The sequence below is a fragment of the Polynucleobacter sp. JS-JIR-5-A7 genome (assembly GCF_018687935.1).
GTDB lineage: Bacteria > Pseudomonadota > Gammaproteobacteria > Burkholderiales > Burkholderiaceae > Polynucleobacter.
Window position 1 is genome coordinate 1,328,744 of the sequence record NZ_CP061308.1, and the last position, 18,436, is coordinate 1,347,179.

Sequence of the window (18,436 nt, forward strand, 5' to 3'; positions counted from 1 at the left end):
ACTTACACCCGCTCACTTGATTTTTCAGAAATCAAGCCGGTTGGCTTTAATCCCATGATGATGATGATCACCGTAAATGCAAATACATCTTTATAGGCACTAGGTACGCTAGGCAAAATCGCGGGCAACATAACCGCCCCAACCGTTTGAAGCGCAGCAAATAAGAAGCCGCCCACAATAGCTCCATAAAAATTACCTAAACCGCCAACAACTGCAGCGGAAAAGCCAATCACCCCGAGCAGCAAACCCATACCGAAGTTCACTTCGTTGTAATACAGACCATTCATAAGGCCTGCCAAAGCAGCTAGCGCTGAACCGAGCATAAAAGTAATCAGCACAATCTGGTGAAAATTAATTCCCATAATGCGTGCTGTCTCACTATCTTGTGCAACCGCCCGGATCGCTAAACCAATTTTGCTTTTGGTAATGAGTCTTTGAACCGCGATGATGGTAATGATCCCCGTTATTAAGAGAATCAAACTATCAGAGCGCAAAGTGAAATCCCCTAAAGCGATACCATCGGTTGGCAGCAATCGAGGGAAAGGTTTTGGATTAGAGCCATTGGGATAGAACAGGCGAACCATTTCACGCAATGCCAGACCTAACATTAAGGTCACGAGCAGAGTATTAATCGGGGGGGCCTTTTGCAAAGGCAAGATGAGATAGCGGGCAATAACAGCGCCCAAAAATGCTGCTACTGAGAGGCTGACTAAAACTAGTATCAGCAGTTGTAACCAGGGAGACTCAAAAGTTCCCGCGATACCGATATAGGTGGTGAGGCCAGCAAAGGCCCCCACCATCAAAATATCGCCATGCGAAAACTTAATGACATCGAGTACACCAAAGTAGAGGGTAAAACCCACCGCCACAATTGCATAAATCACACCTAACATCAAACCATTGAGTAGGTACTGCAAAAAAATATCAAATGACATGCAAGCTTACCCTCTTTGACTTCTGTAAAAAATCAAAAGAGCTTATTGACCTAATTTACGTTGCCCCTTAGCGTACTGACTGTCTTCCCACACGACCCACTTACCATCCTGGGCAACATATTTAGAGATCAGAGGAACGATGTTTTGACGGTGATCATCAAAGCTAACCTTACCGATCACAGTCTCAACGTTTTGAGTTTTATTTAATACTGCCATCACTTTTTTACGATCAGGACCTGCTTTTTCAATTGCAGCCATGATGAGGTTTGCAGCAGTGTAGGCAAATGGACCATAAGCCTCAGGTGCATCTGGGTATTTTTGTTGGTTGTACTTAGCAATGAATTCAAGACCGCCTGGTAATTTTTCCCAAGGAGCGCCTTCGATAAAAGAGAGAGAACCTTCAGAGAGTTTGCCCAAGCCTTCAATATAGGCGTCAGATTTAATACCAGAGGTACCTTCAAAGACCGCCTTAATTCCTAAGCGATCCATTTGTGTACGAATACGAATACCAATCGGTGTCAGGCCGCCAAAGTAAACCACTTCTGGTTTTAACTCTTTAATCTTGGTGAGCTCTGCAGTGAAGTCCTGCTGATCAGCTGTCACTCCGAATGTACCGAGGATTTGTCCACCATTTTTATTGAGGTACTGGCTGAAATACTTGTTATGTCCTTTGCCGTAATCAGTAGTGTCATGAATAATCACCCACTTTTTATAACCGAGACCAGTTAAAAACTTGGCAGCAACTTCGTTTTGATTAATCATCGTACCGTTCACGCGATGAATTTCTTTGTAGTCATTGCCATAGGTGATTTCTGGAAGCACCGCGCCCCACACCATGACTGGCAAACCAAACTTGTGATAAACGTCCACGGTACTCATCGCTACTGCTGAGCAATAGTGAGTCACGCCCGCGATAATGGAGTTATCCGAAGCAATCTTGGTAGCCACTTGTACGCCTACGTTCGGCTTACATTCATCATCAGCTGACACCAATTCATATTTGTATTTCGCATTAGGGTCTTGGTTTTTGAGTCGAACCGCTAAGTCAGCAGAGTTTCGTCCACCAATACCATTGGCTGAAACGCCCCCAGTTAAAGGCCCAATATAGGCAATCTTGACAGTATCTTTTGCAGATACATTGGCAGAAAGGCCAATGACTAATGCTGCCAGCAATGTAGAAATGCGTGATTTCATGCTTAATCTCCTTAGTTTTGGTAGTACTTTTTTCCAGTGTAGCAAAGCTTTGCAAATGACATGCATTGCTGGGTATCTTCGATTCTATAAAGGTGATTGCTTGGATTTTCAGGAAATTGACTGTATTAGTGCATGAAATGCTTAGATAGGTGCATACACCCTAATAAGCTCTCAAATAAATAGGACGCCTCAATGAAGGCATCTTCTGCCATACTAGAATATATCTGGCTCAGGAACCGGCTTCCCAAAGCCAGTTTCCAGGAAGTCAAAATCACACCCGTCTTCTGCTTGCAAGATGTGTTGGCTAAACATCCAACCATAACCACGTTCATATTGAGGTACTGGTGGTGTCCATTTGGCTTTTCTGTGAGCCAGCTCCTCATCACTAATCTCTAAATGAATTTTGCGATTAGGCACATCGACAGTGATAAGGTCACCCGTTTTAATGAGAGCCAATGGACCGCCGATATAAGACTCTGGTGAGGCATGCAATATGCAGGCACCATAACTAGTGCCACTCATACGCGCATCCGATAAACGCAACATGTCGCGCACGCCTTGCTTTACCAACTTCACCGGGATCGGTAACATGCCCCACTCTGGCATACCTGGTCCACCTTTTGGTCCGGCGTTTCTGAGAACGAGAATATGGTTTTCAGTGACGTCGAGATTTTCATCTTCAATGGCTTTTTTCATTTCAGGATAGCTATCAAATACTAAGGCTGGGCCAGTATGTTTTAAGAACTTCTCAGCACAGGCGCTGGGTTTAATCACTGCGCCACCCGGAGCGATATTACCTTTGAGTACAGCGAGCGCGCCCTCTTGATAGATTGCATTACTCAGCGGTCTAATAACGTCTTCGTTATGCACCTCTGCGTTTTGAATATTCTCACCAATCGTCTTGCCGGTGACCGTCATCGCGCTGAGGTTGAGATGAGAGCCCATTTGTTTGAGCAATGCAGGCATGCCACCAGCGTAATAAAAGTCTTCCATCAGATATTGATCGCCACTAGGACGGATATTGGCTATCACTGGAACTTTTCTGCTGGCCAAATCAAAATCTTCTAAGCTCACGGTGCATTCTGTACCGGCACGCCGCGACATCGCAATTAAATGAATGATGGCGTTTGTACTGCAACCCATCGCCATCGCTGCATTAATGGCATTAAGAAAGCTTGTCTTGTTTAAGATTTTTGCAGGAGTGAGGTCTTCCCACACCATCTCGACAATTCTTCTGCCACAAGCTGCAGCCATACGTGGGTGACTGGCATCCGCTGCCGGAATACTAGATGCACCAGGTAATGTGAGACCTAATGCTTCAGCAATACCCATCATCGTTGCAGCAGTGCCCATTGTCATACAAGTTCCATGACTGCGAGCAATGCCGCCTTCAACTTCGAGCCACTGCGCTTCAGAGATATTACCAGCGCGGCGTTCATCCCAATACTTCCAGGCATCAGAACCCGAACCTAACACTTTGCCTTTCCAATTGCCGCGCAGCATCGGACCAGCAGGCAAGTAAACAAATGGTAGTCCAGCAGATAATGCGCCCATTACTAAACCGGGAGTAGTTTTGTCACAGCCACCCATCAGCACTGCACCATCGATTGGATGAGAGCGAATCAGCTCTTCGGTTTCCATCGCGAGCATATTACGATAGAGCATGGTGGTCGGTTTGACGTATGTCTCTGAAAGCGAAATTGCTGGCAGTTCAATTGGAAGCCCACCGGCTTGCAAAATACCACGCTTGACATCTTCCACGCGTTGCTTGAAATGCGTGTGGCAAGGATTGATGTCTGACCAAGTATTCACAATGGCAATCACGGGCTTGCCAGACCAATCCTCAGGACCGTAGCCCATTTGCATAGCACGCGAGCGGTGTCCAAATGAGCGCAAATCATCGGGCTCAAACCAACGGGCACTGCGCAGGGATTCTTTGGTCTTTTTGGACATTGTTTTAGGCACTCGTTTGAATAGCCCTATATTAATGCCTGATATGAAGGAAAGGGTATACCTGCACTTGTTTTCTGGCAGCCAATTAATTACCCTAGCTTTCAACACTAATAGAGATATTTATTCACAAGGATCTATCAATGACTGGGCATTCCTTCTTTACTATGTTCACTAAGCTAAATAAGGCATTTCTGATTGGCGCCCTCTTATGCGCCAGTCATCTTCCAGTATTCGCTCAGTCCGAATATCCAAGCAAGCCCGTCAAAATTATTGTGCCCTTTCCGCCTGGTGGGACTACTGATCTGATGGCACGAATTTCTGCAGAACAATTAACCAAGATATTGAAGCAAGCCTTTGTAATTGAGAACATCGGTGGTGGTGGTGGCGTCATTGGTGCTGAGAGAGCTGCTGGCGCTCCAGCCGATGGCTATACCTTAGTCATGACTGGCGTGGGTCAAAACGCGGTTGCCCATGGCTTGGATCCCAATCTCAAATATGACTCTATAAAAGACTTTGCCCATATTTCTTTAATTGATTTAGGCCCTAATGTGTTGGTCGTCAACCCAGATCGTCCATTTAAGACACTTAAAGATATTGTTGATTTTGCACGCAAGAATCCTGGCAAGCTGGACTATGGCTACACCTACGCTTCGTCAGGTCACATGGCAATGGAGCTACTGCGTCAAGCAACTAACACCTGCGCTGATGTAAAGAACAAAACAAACTGCAATCCACTACCGATCGTTGGCATTCCGTATCGTGGTGGTGGCCCACTTATGAACGCCATCCTCGCCAATGAAATCCCGATGATCTTTATTAATCAAGATGCGGCTTTGCCTTATGTTGCCTCAGGTAAATTGCGCCCGATTGCGGTGAGCAGTTTGCAACGCAATGCGCTCTATCCTACTGTGCCTACCGTGGCAGAAAGTGGTTACCCAGGATTTCAGGCACTCTCATGGGCTGGGATTAGTGCTCCCAAAGGAACACCTAAACCTGTCTTAGATAAGTTAGAGGCCGCCATGATCCAGGCTTTGCAAACCCCTGAAGTCAAACAACGCATTGAGTCAGTGGGCTTTGTGATTCCACCCTTGGGTGTGAATGCTTATAACAATTTCTTAAAGTCTGAAATTGAGCTTTGGACTACATTGATTAAGAAGTCAGGGATCAAGCCAGAGTAGTAACTTATTTACTCTACTGATCTATTCTGCTTTCTCAATCGTAATTCCGGCATCTTTAGCAGTCTTACCCCAGCGCTCATATTCAGTGTGCATGAGCTTAGTAGCTTGCGCCATAGATCCCGGGCTAGGTTCAATACCAATCTTGATTAATGCGTCTTTAGTGGTTTGAGTTTCGAGCGCTTTGTTAAGACTTTGATTTAGCTTTTGCAATACTGCTGGGCTCGTTTTCTTGGGCGCCACAATTAAGTGCCAGCCACTCATCACTACCGAATAACCCTGTTCTTGAAAGGTCTGAATATCAGGGGCACTAGCAAACCGTTGACTAGTAGTAATACCCAAGATTTTGACTTTGCCACCTGCTGCCTGCGGTAAGGCAACTGAAAGCGGGACCATCATCGCTTGCACTTCATCTGCCGCAATAGCAGTAATCGCTGGGGCTGCACCCTGAAATGGAATATGGACGAGATCAATACCAGCCACCTGATTGAACTTTTCAAAGGTAATTTGCGACGTACTACCTACACCCCATGATGAATAATTCATTTTTCCAGGTGCACTTTTTGCCAGAGCAACAAACTCTTTGATATTTTTGGCAGGTAACTTTGGATTGACTACTAATGCAAATGGAAAATTGCCTACCAAGCCCACAGGAGTAAAGTCTTTAAGTGGTTCATAGTTAATCTTTTTATAAACATGGGGATTAATTGCCAGACTCTCAGGTGTGCCTAATAACAAGGTATAGCCATCTGGATTAGCGCGTGCCACAAACTCAGCGCCAATAAGAGTATTGGCACCAGGCTTATTTTCTACGATTACACCTTGACCCAATTGTTCAGTCAATCCCTGTCCAATAGTACGAGCAGAGTTATCAACATTACCTCCTGCAGTAAAAGGAACAATCAAGCGAACTGGTTTATCTGGAAATGGCGCGCCATAAGATATAGAAGCGACCGTGATTACTAATGCAGCTAATGAATATTTGAATATTTTCACTTTAGTACCTTCCAGCAAGTAAACCGCCAAAGTTTTTAATACTGCTTTTTGCCTTTGCAACTTGGAGTGCATTCCACATCGTAGCCGCAATACTCGAAATTATCGGCTTACCTGTCTCAGCCTCGCCTTGCCCCAGAATATCTATCGTCGGCATTCCGACACCGCTAACAAAAATAGCGTCCGCGTCAGGGCTATTGACTTGATGCACTAGTTGGAGCGCACGCTCAGTAGTTTCATCATAAATATTTTTAACACCAGGCAAGTTGCCGAAATTCACTACTTCAAAGCCATAAGCCTCTAATAGATTTTTGCAACGCAAGGTATTCTGCTCGCTATAAGGCGTTCCAAAGGCAATTCTTTTTGCTTTGATCTGATACAGTGCTTTCACAACACTACCAAAGGCGGTAATGAAAGGTACTTGGTATTGATCCTCTAGCTTTTGAATTAATTCAGCTTCGCCTGTTTTACCAAGGGTGTAACTACTAGCGGTATGCGCCATCGCTACTACCGCAGGTTTTACGAGTTTGAGAAGCTCAATGTTTTCAGGCAAATGATCGATTTGTGCTTGATTGCGTTCATCTTGCCCCTCAAGACTGCCTGTTTCACCATGAGCCACCATGCGCGTAAAGTGAATGGAATACTCAGAACCAGCCATCTTGATGACTTCACCTTCAGTATTAGGGTTGCCAGGTGGAATCAAAAAACCTAAACGAGGCAATACTTTATTCATGACGACTTACTCGTCTTTCATATTGGCGTTCTTCACTATCGGCTGCAGACGCTTGCGCTCTTCCATTAAGAATTTAATGAAATCTGCTTGTGAGCCCGGGGCTGGCTCAATACCTTGTGGAATGAGTCTAGCTTTCAGCGCATTGGTATCTAATGCGGCCTGAATCGCTTGGTTCATTTTAGTGATGACTTCAGCTGGCGTGCCTTTCGGTGCAAAGATGCCGGACCAGTGACCAATAAAGATATTGGGATAACCCAGCTCTTTGGTAGTCGGTACATTGGGTAAACGGGTAATGCGCTTATTCCAAGTGGACGCCAGCGGTTTGAGTTTGCCACCCTCAATTTGTGGCAATACCACAACGCTAGCCTCTGATGTAGCATCAACTTGTTTAGACACTATCGAAAAGACTGCCTCTGATCCGCTCTTATAAGGCACGATTTCATAAGTACCGCCCCCAGCAAATAGCTTGAGCATCTCTGCAACAAAGTGCGGTGTACTGCCTGTACCTGCAGTCGCAAAAGTCAAACCAGGTTTATTACTTGCTTTAGCCAATAACTCTTTAAAGTTCTGAATCGGTGATTCGCTATTAACCACAATAATGGATGGGCTTACTGCCATCATGCCTACGGGCACTAAATCTTCTTGCTTATAGGGCATATTGCTACGGAGCATCGGAATGGTAACTACTCCACCGGCAGCGCCAGCATAAAAGGTATAACCATCTGGTGCACTCTTAGCCACATAGTCACCGCCCACAACAGATCCAGCACCTGGCTTGTTCTCCACAATCACAGGCTGACCTAATTGCTTGCTTACCCCTTCTGCTACTGCCCGTGCTACCAAATCATTTGCGCCACCTGGACCAAAGCCCACCACAAACTTAATTGGGCGATTTGGCCAAGGGTCAGCAGCCAATACTGATGTGCCTATTAGTGCGAGTGTTAGCGAAATGAGAGATGCTAGGATTTTGCTTAGTGTCATATTTAATTTAGATTAATGTTTTTTGCTTTACGAGAACTTCTTTTCTAATGCATCGAAGTCTTCTTTTTTCACAACGCTTTGGCGCTCTGCAAAAGTGGCTACTAATGCAGAGTCTTCTTTGAGCTCACCAGTTTTCTTGAGATGCTCTAAGGCATTACTCATACCGCGGACCGCACCCTGCAAAGTAGCGTTAGCGTAAAGCACGATTCCAAAACCCATTGCAGCGAGGTCTTTGGCTGGCAATGATGGTGTTTTACCACCAATGACAATATTAATCAGCTGTGGGCAATATGTTTGTGCTGCGATGAGTTTCATTTCTTCTACGCTCTCTGGGGCTTCAATGAATGTCATATCTGCACCAGCTTGCGCATAGCTTTGCGCTCGTTCGAGTGCATCTTCAAATCCATAAACAGATCTAGCATCGGTTCTGGCGATGATTAAAAAATCATCATGGGTGCGCGCATCGACTGCAGCTTTAATCTTGCCGCACATCTCTTCTTTGCTAATGATCGTTTTACCTGCAAAGTGGCCGCAACGCTTAGGCATGGCTTGATCTTCGATTTGCACCGCATTGGCACCTGCACGCTCGAGTACTTTAATGGTGTGATGAACATTGACCGCATTACCAAAGCCAACATCAATATCTACAATCAGAGGAAGTCGAATCACATCTCGAATGGCAGCCGTGTGCGCCGCAACATCATTCAAGCCAATAAAGCCCAGATCCGGAATACCATAGAACTGATTAGTGAGACCTGCCCCACTGAGATAGACTGCCTCAAAGCCAGCATCTTCAATCACTCTAGCAGCTAGGGCATTGCCCGCTCCTGGCACTAGCAAGCCTCTTCTCTCATTAATTAGCTTACGCAACCTCGTACCTAAGTGCATTGGGCCATCTTGCTGCGGCATGGTAGTCTCCTTTTTACAGAATTATAAGGATGAACCGAGAGACAGATGCAAGAAAAACAGGTCGTCACTGGAATTGATTGCCACGCTCACATCATGGCGGTGGACCTTCCTTTGGCTCCTGAAATCCATTCTCGCCCGATGCGCGATGTCAGCGCTGAAGAATATCTTTCTGTTTTGGGTGCGCATGGCATTTCTCATGGGGTACTAACAGCGCCCAGTTTTTATGGTCCTAACAACGCTCTCTTATTAGAAGCACTCCGTCGCTACCCCAATACACTCCGTGGTACGATCATCGCCGATCCAAGTTTGCCTAAATCTGATTTAGAGCGCCAATTGCTATCGATGCGAGAGCTTGGTGTTGTAGGTATTCGTCTTAACTGGATTAAAAAGAAATCTATTCCTGATATCGATAGCCCTGAATATCGAACCTTACTTGGTTTAGCAAAAGACCTTGGTCTGCATATCGAGTTATTTTTAGAGGATCACCTGCAGGAATATATCGTTCCTCAAATTTTGGCAAGCGGCGCTACTGTGGTTCTGGATCACTTTGGCAATCCCGATCCAAAACTCGGTATTCATAGTCTTTCCTTTCAGAATACTTTGCGAGGTCTTGATGCTGGCAAGGTATGGGTCAAGCTTTCTGCGCCATATCGCTTAGGCCATTTAAATGGCGTTAGCATTAAGCCCTACATCGATGCTTTGATCGCAGCAAATCCAAAACAATTGGTCTGGGCTAGCGATTGGCCCTGGCTTAGCCATGAAAATTTATTTACTTATACTGATTGCATCGACTGGATTCAGTCAGCAGTTGACGATCCGGCAATTTGGGAAGATATTTTCATCAACAACCCTAAAACACTTTTTCATTTTTAGACTAGGACACTCCTATGGGCCACTCTCTCCTTCAAAAAATTGCTAAATGTCTATTTGGTCTGAGCGCTATCAGTTTATTGCAAAGCCCATTATCTGCACAAACAGTGACTAAATTGATTGTGCCTACTGCACCTGGCGGTGGTACTGATGCACTCTTTAGAGTAGTGTCAAAAGATGCACAGCGTTTTATTGGTGGACCAATCAGTATTCAGAACGTTCCTGGGGCAGGCGGCACGATTGGTCTTGCCCAAGTAGTGAACTCTGCGCCTGATGGCTATACGCTTGCTGGCGTGTGGCCTTCACCGGTGACAGTAGTTCCACAGACCAGTAAAGTACCCTATACCCCAAGTGACTATATTCCGGTGATTCAGCTCTCTACTGCGCCCTATATCTTTTGTGTACGCCCTGACTTTCCGGCAAATGATGGCAAATCCTTGATGGAAGAGCTGCGTAAGAATCCTAAAAAATATACCTACGGTACTGATGGCTTAGGTGGCCCAGCACAGCTAGCTGCTGAGCGCATTTTTAGACCACAGAATATTGAAGCGGTTGATGTTCCCTACAAAGGCGCTGGTGAAACTATTATTGGTTTCTTATCCAATCAGATTGATATTTATGTGGGTTCTATTCCACCGGTAATACAACATGCCAATATTGGCAAGGCGAAATGTCTCTTAGTTTCCTCTGTGAACAGAAATGCACAGTTTCCTAACGCAAGCTCATTAAAAGATATTGGTCTTGCAAAAGAAGAGACTTTGCTTTGGCGCATTATCTTAGCCCCTAAAGGCACTAAACCTGAACGCATCAATCAAATTGTTCAGGCTTATAGCAAGGCAATGAAAGAGCCTGACACATTGCGCTACTTAGATGAAGTTGGTGAGTCCTCTGCAATCTTAACTGGCAAAGAACTACAAGATAAACTCAATCAAGAGTACGCCGCATTTAGCCAGATCGCGAAGACCTTGAATATGCGTTAAGGTAATTCTTGGCGTCGCTGTTTCGCGACCTCTTGTAGTCTTAAGCAATCAGGGTTAGGTGTTCCATCCTCGTTGAGGATATTAAATTCTCGGCAAGGACTGGGACGCTGTTCATAAATAGAGCAACGCCAGCCTTCTGCTTGGGTATGCCGTAGCGCGACACAAGGCGCTCCACCTTTTTCAGTGCCCTTCATACAGGCTAAGTGGTCTGTAAGCTTTGTTGTCAGCTCTCCTGGAACGACACCCGCACCATTACCGGCAATTTCTCCATGGTAAAAACTCACTCGAAAATGCTGACAGCATTGGCCACATTCAAAGCAGGGATTGGCATCCGTAGACAGTTGGTTCTCAAGAGTCATAGTCACCTACCAACTACTTTCACTTTGATCGCTGTCGTTTTTTGGCAATGATTTAGAGTTTTATACAAAATATTCTACCTTTTGATAGACATGTCATCACAGTTTACTCAGACTTCGCACAAGCATTAGATCTGCGGAGCGAAATACTGATTTGTTTACCGCTTGTTTTTAAATTGCTCCTCAGTCTTTGGGTCAAAAACCTAACAACGCTAGGAGGTAATGATGCGGATTCACCACTATCACTCTGAAGATGACGACTACTTTAATGAGTACGCCGACACCATTAAATATGACGCTTTAAAAGACCGGCTGCATTGGCAACATAAGACGCGTAAAGACATCCTATTAGATTATCGTTTTTACGATGATGATTGTGACTTTAATTACTAATGCAGTCATTATGCAAAGTCTAAAAAGAATTAGGGAATAAAGAGTCCGTGTTTGCATTAACTCATCAATCATTTATTCCTACATGCAAATCAGTAATTTCTGATGTAATATATGTATCATTATTGGTACGCTATTGGGATGAAAACTCCAATTCTAGATGTGTACTTTTTTGCTTCCGATACAAGTAATGAACCAGTTAGGGAGTGGTTAAAAGCACTATCTACTAAAGATAAGAAATTAATGGGCGAAGATCTTAAAACTGTTCAATTTGGTTGGCCTCTTGGCATGCCTCTAGTGCGATATGTTGATAACGACATTTGGGAGGTTCGAAGCAAGTTGAGTAGTGGTATTGCCAGAGTGTTATTTGTTTTGGATGGTAACGCCATGGTTTTGATCCATGCATTTATAAAAAAGCAACGGAAGACTCCAAAACCAGATTTAGATCTAGCAAAGTCCAGAGTTAAGCAGTTAAGGAAACGTTTATGAAGAAAAAAAATATTGGCAGTAAGTTTGACGATTTCCTAAGGGAGGAGTCTCTCCTTGAGGAGTCGACTGCTATTGCAGTGAAACGCGTTATAGCCTGGCAAATAGAGCGAGAAATGGAAAAACAAAATCTCACTAAAACATCCATGGCTAAGAAAATGCATACTAGCCGTGCAGCCCTAAATCGTCTACTTGATGAGAGCGATACCAGCCTGACACTCATTACGCTTGCTAGTGCGGCGGCTGCCCTGGGAAAGATTATTAAATTTGAACTGAAGGCTGCTTAAAAGAGCAAGGGAATAAGGAATCCGTGATTTCCTTATTCCCCTTCTACCTACTGCATTTACTATCTTTTACTGATATCTGCGATTAAATACTCGCTTTGTTTCACCCTCATGACGCTTGGTGTTTTTCAACACAGCGCAATAAGACAGAATCATGATCACGGCCAATGAGATGCCATTAAAGTTGTTCATTAGATTGCTCAATGTTTCCATTTGTTTTCTCCTTGTTTGCTATTTAATTTGCTGCTATGTATTCAGATTAGTGGTTCAAAAGCTCACGAAATGAGCTAGTAATCAATACTTAGTTTTACTGTTGTTTTTCATCTTTTTTCTTACCGAGCTACTGGTAATTCATCCCACTGGGTGGTGTAGTTTGGTGACTTGTTTCCTGAGCGCATTTGCCATACTTGCTTGCTACCGTTTGTACCGGCAGCTGCAGATCTGACTACCGCATTACCAAAACGAGTATTGATCTGGTCCATAGCTTTCATCAGGTGTGCAGACTTACCTTTACTTTCTATATCTTCAAAGAGGGATTGCTGAATCGTTGGCTTATCGCTAATCAGATTAAGAATGACGCCCGCCTTCTTGTAGCGAAAGTTCGGCTGATAAATTTGCTGAAGGCCTGCTAGTGCTGCATTGGTTAACGTCAGCGTGTTATCTGTTGCATCTGATAGTGGAATCGTGACACTTTGATGATGCTGTGGCTCATGTTGCTTAAACGGATTTGTCTGAATAAATACCGTAAGCGCCCCCGTCACGCTGTCTTGGCTTCTTAACTTCTCTGCTGCCCGCGCTGCATGGGTGGCGACGGATTGGGCCAGCTCTGCCTGACTCGTGACCAACTTACCAAAGCTGCGGGAAGCAATGATTTGCTGTTTGGCTGGCGCCACTTCTTCTAGCTTGAGACAAGAGACACCTCGCAGTTCATAACAAAGGCGCTCCATCACCACACCAAACTGCTGACGCATTGCCTGTGGTGAAGCTTGCAAGAGATCGAACACGCTATGAATATGTTGTGCCTTGAGTTTCTTGGCAATTTGCCTGCCGATACCCCACACCTCACCTACCTCAGTCTCACTCATCCACTGATAGAGCTCTTCTTTATTCATGGCATTGACATCACACACACCGGAAAACTGTTTGTGTTTTTTAGCCAAGTGATTAGCCAGCTTAGCCAGTGTCTTACTCGCGCCAATCCCAACACATACTGGCAAGCCAGTGGTGTCTTTGACCTGCTGTTTAATCTTTTGACCTAACTCAATCGTGTCTTGATATGGTTTTAAGACAGTCTCAATTTGTAAGAAACTCTCATCGATACTGTAAACCTCAAGATGAGGTGTAAAGCTGCGTAATACTTGCACTACGCGGTTACTCATATCACCGTATAAAGTGTAATTTGATGAGTAAGCTTGAATGCCATGCTTTTTTGCCAGATCTTGCATCTGAAACCAAGGTGTTCCCGTCTTTACACCTAAGGCCTTGACTTCGGCACTACGCGCTACCGCGCAACCATCATTGTTTGAGAGCACCACCATCGGCACTTCTTCTAACTTAGGCTGAAACACCCGTTCGCAAGAAACATAGAAGTTATTCACATCGACTAAGGCGAATAAGGAGTTTGATGGTGAATAGATACTCATTGCTTGCTCCCTTTGCTATATCTTGTGCTGGCATTGCTGTATTTACGGACGACGCCAACGACGACACCCCAGATTTGCAACTCACTACCTTCACTAAAGGTGATAGGTTGATAGTTGGGGTTTTCAGGTTGTAGCTCAATGCGGCCACGTAATTGATAGAGGCGCTTGATGGTGTATTCACCATCTACCACTGCTACCACGATGTCTTTGTGTTTTGGTTTGAGGGCTTTATCCACAACTACCTTATCGCCATCGCAAATCCCCGCGCCCAGCATCGAATCCCCCTTCACAGTGAACATGAAGGTGGCTGGTTTGTTTTGTACTAGGTAATGATTGAGATCTAAGCCATCCTCAGCGTAATCTGCCGCTGGACTGGGGAACCCAGCAGAAATCCGATGACTCAGGAGCTTGAACTCATAGGCGGCAAAATGACCAGCTAAGGCTTGTGGGGCCTGGCTAAGGGTTACTTTTGGGGAGGTCATTTGTTGCGTCATAGTCATTAATATACTGTATGTTTATACAGTATATGTAAAAACCGTAAAAATGAGGTCGTTTTTGTTGTTTTGGGGCTATGGGCGCCATTTCACCCCTCTTTTTATGGGCATACCCGAGTTCACCCTAAGGAAACTTGGGGACAAGCGATTGCATAATGGCTCTAGAAGTTACTGCTGAAGTAGCTTATATAAAAAGAACAGTAGGAGACACATGAAGACGTACAAAATTGCATCCATTCCAGGCGATGGAATTGGCAAAGAAGTTATTCCTGAATGCGAAAAGGTTTTAAACGCTTTAAGCAAAAAACATCCTGAAGTCGCTTTTGAATTTGAGCACTTCGATTGGGGTGGTGACTACTACCGTAAGCACGGCATCATGATGCCCGAGGATGGTCTTGATCCTTTACGCTCCAAAGATGCCATCTTGTTTGGCTCAGCTGGCGACCCAAAGATTCCGGATCACATTACGCTGTGGGGATTGCGTTTAAAAATTTGCCAAGGCTTTGATCAATATGCGAACGTGCGCCCTACTCGCATTCTGCCTGGTATTGAAACTCCGCTACGCAATTGCAAACCGGATCAACTCGATTGGGTGATCGTGCGTGAGAACTCCGAAGGCGAATACTCTGGCTTAGGTGGCAGAGCACACCAAGGCCATCCGATTGAAGTGGCTTCCGATATGAGCATCCTCACCCGTGTTGGAGTTGAGCGTGTGCAACGTTATGCTTTTAAGTTAGCCCAGTCACGCCCTCGCAAGCATCTCACGGTGATTACTAAATCGAATGCGCAGCGCCACGGCATGGTGATGTGGGATGAGATCGCTAATATCGTGGCTAAAGATTTTCCAGACGTCACTTGGGATAAAGAATTAGTCGACGCTGCTACCGCACGCATGGTCAATCGCCCTGAGTCTTTAGACACCATTGTGGCGACTAACCTGCATGCTGATGTACTCAGTGACTTAGCTGCTGCACTTGCAGGCAGCTTAGGCATTGCACCCACCGGCAATATTGATCCAGAGCGTCGCTACCCTTCAATGTTTGAACCGATTCATGGTTCTGCCTTTGACATCATGGGTAAAGGTCTTGCTAATCCCATTGGCACCTTCTGGTCTGCCGTGATGATGCTCGACTTCTTGGGTGAAAAAACTTTAGGCGCCAAGTTAATGGCCGCCATTGAAAAGGTGACCGCCAATCCAAAGTTACATACTCGTGATTTAGGTGGCACCGCCATGATGAGTGATGTGACGAATGCTGTTATCGAGGAGATCTCTAAATGAAGTTGATTAAATTCATGAGTGCTTGTTTTATTTCGCTTGGATTGCTGTCGGGAGCAGGCGCCCAACCCTTCCCAGACAAAACGATTCAGTACATCATTCCCTTCCCACCTGCTGGGGAGTCTGACTTAGTAGCACGCTACCAAGCTGAAATCTCTGCCAAAAAATTTAAGCAGCCGATGGTGGTGATTAACCGTGCTGGTGCTGGTGGCGCTCTAGTATGGAGTGCTCTGAATACTTATCCTGCTGACGGCACTACGGTAGTGGGTGTCAATATTCCCCATACGATCTTGCAACCTCTACAAGAAGGTATTCAGTACAAGACCGAAGATATTAATGCTATCTACTACTATCACTTCACGCCCGATGCCTTAATGGTTTCTGCAGATAGTCCCTACAAAACTTATCAAGAATTTATTGCGGCAGCTAAAAAAGAGCCGGGCAAGATGTCTTTAGCAGGCTCAGCCCAGTTCTCAGCGAACCACATGGCAGTGGAGCGTTTGAACAAACTGGCGGGTGTCAAAATCAATTACGTTCCTTTTAAAGGTACCGGTGATTTGATTACCGCTTTAATTGGGATGCACGTCGATGGCGCGATGGGTTACCTGCCATTAGCGATTCAGCAAAAAGGCAAAGTACGTACTCTTGCGATCGCCACTGAAAAACGCAACCCTGCGCTACCAGATGTGCCTACCTTTAAAGAACTGGGTCTGAACTGGGTTGACGGTGCTTATCGCGGCGTTGCTTTGCCAAAAGCCACGCCACTCGTCTTACAGCAAAAGATGTCTGACTACTTTGCGCAACTCAATGCCGATCCTGAGACCAAAAAGAAACTGGAAGAGTCTGGATTTGTATTGGTAGATGTACCGTTAGCCAAGATGCCTGCTTTCATAAAAGAGAAAACGGCTCAAGCTATGGAAGATGCTAAGAACGCAGGCATGATTAAGTAAGCCTTGTTAGATATTGATTGCTGTTGCTTCTAATAAAAAACCACCGAGATTCGGTGGTTTTTTATTAGGCGCTTACTATTGTCATACTCCCATAATCAGACATCACTCATAAAGTCGCCACCACCGTCATCCCACGAACTAGAACCTCCATCATCCCAAGAGCTGGCGTCATTCACACCAAAGTTAGGATCTAAAGATGCGGGGCCACCAACTTGAGTAAGGTTCGGATTCGAGTTTGCACTGGAATGGCCGCCATCGTGACCGCCCATGAGATTGTTTGCTAAGGCTTGACCAGCAACCATGCCAGCACCTAAAGCAGCGCCAGTAGCCAAGCTACCCATCAAGCCACTTCCCATGCCACCTGCAGCTGGAGCTCCAGGGTAGCCAGGACCACCTGGATAACCAGCAGGAGGACCACCTGGAGTGCCAGGGTAACCAGCGCTAGGTGCGTTGTAGACCTGCACAGCCTCAGCCTTACGACGTCTCATCACAATAATGATGCCTACTACCAAGATCGCAATCAAACCCCAAAAGATTGGATTGCTAAAAATTGAGCCTTGAGCAGCGGCAGAGCCTGCTGCACCACTAGCGAGTTGCACTTGGAGTTTTTGTACAGACTCCGGTTGAGCAAATGGCAATCCTGGCGCAAGATTTTCTGCTTTGACAAAGTGATTGCGTGCGGCATCGAGCTTACCTTCTTTGAGATAAAGCTCAGCAGCTACATAGTGCGCTTTGGCACTATTAGGATGGTTCTGCAAAACCTCTTTCATCATGGCATCGGCTTTAGCCAACTGCCCAGATTGCACAGCTTGATATATCTCTGGCAAAGATGCCTCAGCGAATACGGGATTGCTAGCAAGCAATACCGCAGCGGCAAATAAACCAGCAAGTACATTAATTAGATTACGCATTTTCATGATGACTCCTTATAGGATGTTTCTTGCGAATTTCATTATCCCTAGTTTCGGGATTTTTGCTATTCCCCTCCTATATGGGGGCTTTTGGGTGTAATTCAAGATGCATAACCCTTTCATTTTCAAGTGCTTTCCTGATACAATGTTAACAAATTTGTTATCATCAGTGCGATGACATATTCCATTATTTATATCAGTCAGGAGGTTCAAGAAGACATCATGGATCTACCCTGCACACTAAAAGCACGCTACATTTGCTTAACTGAACGAATGATCGAATATGGGCCTAATTTGGGTTTACCGCACACCAATGCATTTGGTGGCGGCTTATTTGAATTGCGACTAAAAGGAGCCGAAGGCATTGCAAGGGTTTTTTTCTGCACGCTCATTAAACGAGAGATTGTGATGCTGCATAGCTTCATTAAAAAGACTCAAAAGACGCCGGAGACTGAAATAAAAATTGCTAAGCAGCGCATGAAGGAGTTGAATAAATGACAATCAAAAAAACTAAACTCTTAAGCCATAAACAAATGGTTAGCAAGATGCTAAAGGATCCTGCTATCAAAGCAGCGGTTGCTAAACTGAATCGCGAAGAATTTGCGATTCTAGATGAGATACTCGCCGCCAGAAAAAAAGCGGGGCTCTCCCAAGCAGAAATTGCTAAACGCATGGGAACTCAAGCCCCTGCAATTGCAAGATTAGAAAGCTCATTGGCTAGTGGCAAACACTCCCCAAGTCTAAATACCCTCAGGAAGTATGCGGCTGCTCTAGGTAAAAGAATTGAACTTCATTTGGTGTAATCTTCAAGGCAATATGAAGAAGAAAATTATTAGGCACAGCGCAGAAGAGGATGAGGTAATTACAAAGGCGGCTATGTCTGATCCAGACCCTCTTCCCCTCGCAGAAGAAGAGTGGAATGA

General features: G+C 45.2%; 22 protein-coding genes. 10 read left to right on the forward strand and 12 right to left on the reverse strand.

Features of this window, described 5'->3' with window-relative positions; all coding sequences use genetic code 11:
* Positions 1–2: 2 nt before the first annotated feature.
* The 3 genes from AOC29_RS06840 to araD all read right to left on the reverse strand — a co-directional run bounded on the left by AOC29_RS06840 (position 3) and on the right by araD (position 4,082).
* Positions 3–935, reverse strand: coding sequence for a branched-chain amino acid ABC transporter permease (locus tag AOC29_RS06840; RefSeq protein ID WP_215295012.1), 933 nt, complete (start codon positions 933–935; stop codon positions 3–5).
* Positions 936–977: 42 nt separating this feature from the next.
* Positions 978–2,129, reverse strand: coding sequence for a branched-chain amino acid ABC transporter substrate-binding protein (locus AOC29_RS06845; protein ID WP_215295014.1), 1,152 nt, complete (start codon positions 2,127–2,129; stop codon positions 978–980).
* A 213-nt stretch (positions 2,130–2,342) separates the two neighbouring features.
* Positions 2,343–4,082 (reverse strand): L-arabinonate dehydratase, encoded by a 1,740-nt coding sequence (gene araD / locus AOC29_RS06850; RefSeq protein ID WP_215295016.1) that lies wholly within the window; start codon positions 4,080–4,082, stop codon positions 2,343–2,345.
* Positions 4,083–4,222: 140 nt separating this feature from the next.
* On the opposite strand from araD, the gene AOC29_RS06855 reads away from it, so the two are divergent.
* Positions 4,223–5,260 (forward strand): tripartite tricarboxylate transporter substrate binding protein, encoded by a 1,038-nt coding sequence (locus AOC29_RS06855; RefSeq protein ID WP_251369946.1) that lies wholly within the window; start codon positions 4,223–4,225, stop codon positions 5,258–5,260.
* A 21-nt stretch (positions 5,261–5,281) separates the two neighbouring features.
* On the opposite strand, the gene AOC29_RS06860 is transcribed toward AOC29_RS06855, so the two are convergent.
* The 4 genes from AOC29_RS06860 to AOC29_RS06875 are packed head-to-tail and all read right to left on the reverse strand — an operon-like array spanning position 5,282 to position 8,852.
* Complete coding sequence (locus AOC29_RS06860) at positions 5,282–6,253, reverse strand: tripartite tricarboxylate transporter substrate binding protein (protein ID WP_215295018.1); 972 nt, start codon at positions 6,251–6,253, stop codon at positions 5,282–5,284.
* Between the two features lies 1 nt (position 6,254).
* Positions 6,255–6,983: a hypothetical protein gene (locus tag AOC29_RS06865; RefSeq protein ID WP_215295020.1), complete on the reverse strand. Its 729-nt coding sequence runs from the start codon at positions 6,981–6,983 to the stop codon at positions 6,255–6,257.
* A 6-nt stretch (positions 6,984–6,989) separates the two neighbouring features.
* A complete protein-coding gene (locus AOC29_RS06870; protein WP_215295022.1) occupies positions 6,990–7,964 on the reverse strand; it encodes a tripartite tricarboxylate transporter substrate binding protein in 975 nt (324 codons plus the stop codon).
* A gap of 27 nt (positions 7,965–7,991) precedes the next feature.
* On the reverse strand, positions 7,992–8,852 hold the full coding sequence (locus AOC29_RS06875) for an oxaloacetate decarboxylase (RefSeq protein WP_215297421.1): 861 nt from the start codon (positions 8,850–8,852) through the stop codon (positions 7,992–7,994).
* A gap of 66 nt (positions 8,853–8,918) precedes the next feature.
* Between AOC29_RS06875 and AOC29_RS06880 the strand changes: the two genes are divergently transcribed.
* On the forward strand, positions 8,919–9,746 hold the full coding sequence (locus tag AOC29_RS06880) for an amidohydrolase (protein WP_215295024.1): 828 nt from the start codon (positions 8,919–8,921) through the stop codon (positions 9,744–9,746).
* Positions 9,747–9,760: 14 nt separating this feature from the next.
* A complete protein-coding gene (locus AOC29_RS06885) occupies positions 9,761–10,723 on the forward strand; it encodes a tripartite tricarboxylate transporter substrate binding protein (protein WP_215295026.1) in 963 nt (320 codons plus the stop codon).
* On the opposite strand, the gene AOC29_RS06890 is transcribed toward AOC29_RS06885, so the two are convergent.
* Positions 10,720–11,082 carry a YkgJ family cysteine cluster protein gene (locus AOC29_RS06890; RefSeq protein ID WP_215295028.1) on the reverse strand — a complete coding sequence of 121 codons (363 nt, stop codon included), beginning with the start codon at positions 11,080–11,082 and terminating at the stop codon, positions 10,720–10,722. The genes AOC29_RS06885 and AOC29_RS06890 overlap by 4 nt on opposite strands.
* A gap of 219 nt (positions 11,083–11,301) precedes the next feature.
* Here AOC29_RS06890 and AOC29_RS06895 point away from each other — a divergent pair, with 219 nt between their 5' ends.
* From AOC29_RS06895 to AOC29_RS06905, 3 genes are all read left to right on the forward strand, one after another.
* The gene (locus AOC29_RS06895) at positions 11,302–11,472 is read left to right on the forward strand and encodes a hypothetical protein (RefSeq protein WP_215295030.1); all 171 of its coding nucleotides are present in this window, start codon (positions 11,302–11,304) and stop codon (positions 11,470–11,472) included.
* Positions 11,473–11,610: 138 nt separating this feature from the next.
* On the forward strand, positions 11,611–11,958 hold the full coding sequence (locus AOC29_RS06900) for a type II toxin-antitoxin system RelE/ParE family toxin (RefSeq protein WP_215295032.1): 348 nt from the start codon (positions 11,611–11,613) through the stop codon (positions 11,956–11,958).
* The gene (locus AOC29_RS06905; protein WP_215295034.1) at positions 11,955–12,242 is read left to right on the forward strand and encodes an XRE family transcriptional regulator; all 288 of its coding nucleotides are present in this window, start codon (positions 11,955–11,957) and stop codon (positions 12,240–12,242) included. The genes AOC29_RS06900 and AOC29_RS06905 overlap by 4 nt, the downstream gene beginning before the upstream one ends.
* 66 nt (positions 12,243–12,308) lie before the next feature.
* Here AOC29_RS06905 and AOC29_RS06910 read toward each other — a convergent pair whose 3' ends face one another.
* The 3 genes from AOC29_RS06910 to AOC29_RS06920 all read right to left on the reverse strand — a co-directional run bounded on the left by AOC29_RS06910 (position 12,309) and on the right by AOC29_RS06920 (position 14,382).
* The gene (locus tag AOC29_RS06910) at positions 12,309–12,452 is read right to left on the reverse strand and encodes a hypothetical protein (RefSeq protein ID WP_215295036.1); all 144 of its coding nucleotides are present in this window, start codon (positions 12,450–12,452) and stop codon (positions 12,309–12,311) included.
* A 119-nt stretch (positions 12,453–12,571) separates the two neighbouring features.
* Entirely contained in the window at positions 12,572–13,882 is a 1,311-nt protein-coding gene (locus AOC29_RS06915) for a Y-family DNA polymerase (RefSeq protein WP_215295038.1), read from the reverse strand.
* Entirely contained in the window at positions 13,879–14,382 is a 504-nt protein-coding gene (locus AOC29_RS06920) for a LexA family transcriptional regulator (RefSeq protein WP_251369948.1), read from the reverse strand. The genes AOC29_RS06915 and AOC29_RS06920 overlap by 4 nt, the downstream gene beginning before the upstream one ends.
* 205 nt (positions 14,383–14,587) lie before the next feature.
* Between AOC29_RS06920 and AOC29_RS06925 the strand changes: the two genes are divergently transcribed.
* Positions 14,588–15,655: a tartrate dehydrogenase gene (locus tag AOC29_RS06925; RefSeq protein WP_215295040.1), complete on the forward strand. Its 1,068-nt coding sequence runs from the start codon at positions 14,588–14,590 to the stop codon at positions 15,653–15,655.
* On the forward strand, positions 15,652–16,602 hold the full coding sequence (locus tag AOC29_RS06930; protein WP_215295041.1) for a tripartite tricarboxylate transporter substrate binding protein: 951 nt from the start codon (positions 15,652–15,654) through the stop codon (positions 16,600–16,602). The genes AOC29_RS06925 and AOC29_RS06930 overlap by 4 nt, the downstream gene beginning before the upstream one ends.
* Before the next feature lie 95 nt (positions 16,603–16,697).
* On the opposite strand, the gene AOC29_RS06935 is transcribed toward AOC29_RS06930, so the two are convergent.
* Positions 16,698–17,519 carry a M48 family metallopeptidase gene (locus AOC29_RS06935; protein ID WP_215295043.1) on the reverse strand — a complete coding sequence of 274 codons (822 nt, stop codon included), beginning with the start codon at positions 17,517–17,519 and terminating at the stop codon, positions 16,698–16,700.
* A 168-nt stretch (positions 17,520–17,687) separates the two neighbouring features.
* On the opposite strand from AOC29_RS06935, the gene AOC29_RS06940 reads away from it, so the two are divergent.
* Together AOC29_RS06940 and AOC29_RS06945 are read left to right on the forward strand one after the other, a co-directional pair.
* On the forward strand, positions 17,688–18,011 hold the full coding sequence (locus AOC29_RS06940; RefSeq protein ID WP_215295045.1) for a type II toxin-antitoxin system RelE/ParE family toxin: 324 nt from the start codon (positions 17,688–17,690) through the stop codon (positions 18,009–18,011).
* Positions 18,008–18,316, forward strand: a complete 309-nt coding sequence (locus tag AOC29_RS06945) for a helix-turn-helix domain-containing protein (RefSeq protein WP_215295047.1) — start codon at positions 18,008–18,010, stop codon at positions 18,314–18,316. Before AOC29_RS06940 ends, AOC29_RS06945 begins: the two co-directional genes overlap by 4 nt.
* The last annotated feature ends 120 nt before the right edge of the window (positions 18,317–18,436 follow it).

Coding starts and splice junctions, on each gene's coding strand:
- AOC29_RS06840 (WP_215295012.1), bottom strand. CDS start 935: ATGTCATTTGATATTTTTTTGCAGTACCTACTCAATGGTTTGATGTTA.
- AOC29_RS06845 (WP_215295014.1), bottom strand. CDS start 2,129: ATGAAATCACGCATTTCTACATTGCTGGCAGCATTAGTCATTGGCCTT.
- araD (WP_215295016.1), bottom strand. CDS start 4,082: ATGTCCAAAAAGACCAAAGAATCCCTGCGCAGTGCCCGTTGGTTTGAG.
- AOC29_RS06855 (WP_251369946.1), top strand. CDS start 4,223: ATGACTGGGCATTCCTTCTTTACTATGTTCACTAAGCTAAATAAGGCA.
- AOC29_RS06865 (WP_215295020.1), bottom strand. CDS start 6,983: ATGAATAAAGTATTGCCTCGTTTAGGTTTTTTGATTCCACCTGGCAAC.
- AOC29_RS06870 (WP_215295022.1), bottom strand. CDS start 7,964: ATGACACTAAGCAAAATCCTAGCATCTCTCATTTCGCTAACACTCGCA.
- AOC29_RS06875 (WP_215297421.1), bottom strand. CDS start 8,852: ATGCACTTAGGTACGAGGTTGCGTAAGCTAATTAATGAGAGAAGAGGC.
- AOC29_RS06880 (WP_215295024.1), top strand. CDS start 8,919: ATGCAAGAAAAACAGGTCGTCACTGGAATTGATTGCCACGCTCACATC.
- AOC29_RS06885 (WP_215295026.1), top strand. CDS start 9,761: ATGGGCCACTCTCTCCTTCAAAAAATTGCTAAATGTCTATTTGGTCTG.
- AOC29_RS06890 (WP_215295028.1), bottom strand. CDS start 11,082: ATGACTCTTGAGAACCAACTGTCTACGGATGCCAATCCCTGCTTTGAA.
- AOC29_RS06895 (WP_215295030.1), top strand. CDS start 11,302: ATGATGCGGATTCACCACTATCACTCTGAAGATGACGACTACTTTAAT.
- AOC29_RS06900 (WP_215295032.1), top strand. CDS start 11,611: ATGAAAACTCCAATTCTAGATGTGTACTTTTTTGCTTCCGATACAAGT.
- AOC29_RS06905 (WP_215295034.1), top strand. CDS start 11,955: ATGAAGAAAAAAAATATTGGCAGTAAGTTTGACGATTTCCTAAGGGAG.
- AOC29_RS06910 (WP_215295036.1), bottom strand. CDS start 12,452: ATGGAAACATTGAGCAATCTAATGAACAACTTTAATGGCATCTCATTG.
- AOC29_RS06915 (WP_215295038.1), bottom strand. CDS start 13,882: ATGAGTATCTATTCACCATCAAACTCCTTATTCGCCTTAGTCGATGTG.
- AOC29_RS06920 (WP_251369948.1), bottom strand. CDS start 14,382: ATGACTATGACGCAACAAATGACCTCCCCAAAAGTAACCCTTAGCCAG.
- AOC29_RS06925 (WP_215295040.1), top strand. CDS start 14,588: ATGAAGACGTACAAAATTGCATCCATTCCAGGCGATGGAATTGGCAAA.
- AOC29_RS06930 (WP_215295041.1), top strand. CDS start 15,652: ATGAAGTTGATTAAATTCATGAGTGCTTGTTTTATTTCGCTTGGATTG.
- AOC29_RS06935 (WP_215295043.1), bottom strand. CDS start 17,519: ATGAAAATGCGTAATCTAATTAATGTACTTGCTGGTTTATTTGCCGCT.
- AOC29_RS06940 (WP_215295045.1), top strand. CDS start 17,688: ATGACATATTCCATTATTTATATCAGTCAGGAGGTTCAAGAAGACATC.
- AOC29_RS06945 (WP_215295047.1), top strand. CDS start 18,008: ATGACAATCAAAAAAACTAAACTCTTAAGCCATAAACAAATGGTTAGC.